Origin of the sequence: Curtobacterium sp. B8, assembly GCF_000333315.1 — a bacterium.
Classification (GTDB): Bacteria; Actinomycetota; Actinomycetes; order Actinomycetales; family Microbacteriaceae; genus Curtobacterium; species Curtobacterium luteum.
In genome coordinates this window covers 1-1,044 of record NZ_BACW01000170.1, presented here as the reverse complement: position 1 = coordinate 1,044, position 1,044 = coordinate 1, and the positions used below count along the sequence as shown (strand labels likewise).

General features: G+C 75.0%; 2 protein-coding genes. Both read left to right on the top strand.

The window, feature by feature from the left end:
• The coding region (locus tag I59_RS23125) for a hypothetical protein (RefSeq protein ID WP_042726450.1) at positions 1-187 on the top strand (187 nt) is incomplete at its 5' end.
• 2 nt (positions 188-189) lie between these two features.
• Positions 190-924, top strand: coding sequence for a zinc ribbon domain-containing protein (locus tag I59_RS04170; protein WP_022902793.1), 735 nt, complete (start codon positions 190-192; stop codon positions 922-924).
• The last annotated feature ends 120 nt before the right edge of the window (positions 925-1,044 follow it).

Below are 1,044 nucleotides of genomic sequence, written 5' to 3'. Positions count from 1 at the left end.
CGTCAGCGACCTCCGGACCGACCCGTGGGACTTCGCCGTCCTGCCGGCGGCCGAACCGACCGGACGCCCCGGACCGGCCGAGCACCCCGAACCGACCGCCGCGTCGGGACCGTCCGCGTCGGCCGCAGCAGCGGCCGACCCCACCGGCGCCGCAGCCGGGACCACCCCTGAAGCAGAAGGAGCCTGACCGTGAAGGCAGCACCCGAGGACCAGGTCATCCTCCTCGACGTCCAGCGACTCGACAACGACGTGACCCGCATCGAGCACCGCATCACCTCGCTGCGCAAGGGCGACCAGCTCACCGAGCTCGGCACGAAGGCCGCCGCCCTGCGTGGTGAACTCGCGGCAGCGACCGGCCTGGTCGAGGACGCGGAGCGCGAGCTCGCCCGGCTCGAGTCCGACACCGCGATCGCGCAGGCCCGGGTCGAGCGGGACACCACGCTCCTGCAGAACGTCGCGAACGCGAAGGACGCCGCAGGGCTCCAGAGCGAGCTCGACTCCCTGCAGCGGCGGATCGGCGACCTCGAGACGAGCGAACTCGAGGTCATGGAGCAGCTCGACGGGCTGCGGGCGCGTGTCGGCGACATCGAGGCGCAGCTCGCGGACGCAGACGCCGCCCGCGCCGGTCTCGCGGCCGAGCGTGACGCCGAGATCGCACGGCTCGAGGCCGATCGCGCCTCGGCCGTCCAGTCGCGTGCCGACGTCGCCGCGAAGGTCCCGGACGACCTGCTCGCGCTCTACGACCGGCAGCGTGCGCGGTACGGCTTCGGTGCGTCGTTGCTGCAGGGCGGGGTGTCGACCGCGTCCGGCGTGACGCTGACGGCCTCGGACCTGCAGACGATCCGGGCCGCGGCGCCGGACGACGTCGTGCTGTGCCCGGACAGCGACGCCATCCTCGTGCGCACGCCCGAGTCGGGGCTGTAGACCCGACCGCCCGTCGGACGGGAGGCGCGGTGCCGGGCTGGCACCGGGCCTCCCGTCCGTGCCGCGGCCGCAGCGGCGTGCGGCGGCGTGCGGCGGCGCTGCGGCGGTGGCTGGGTGCCA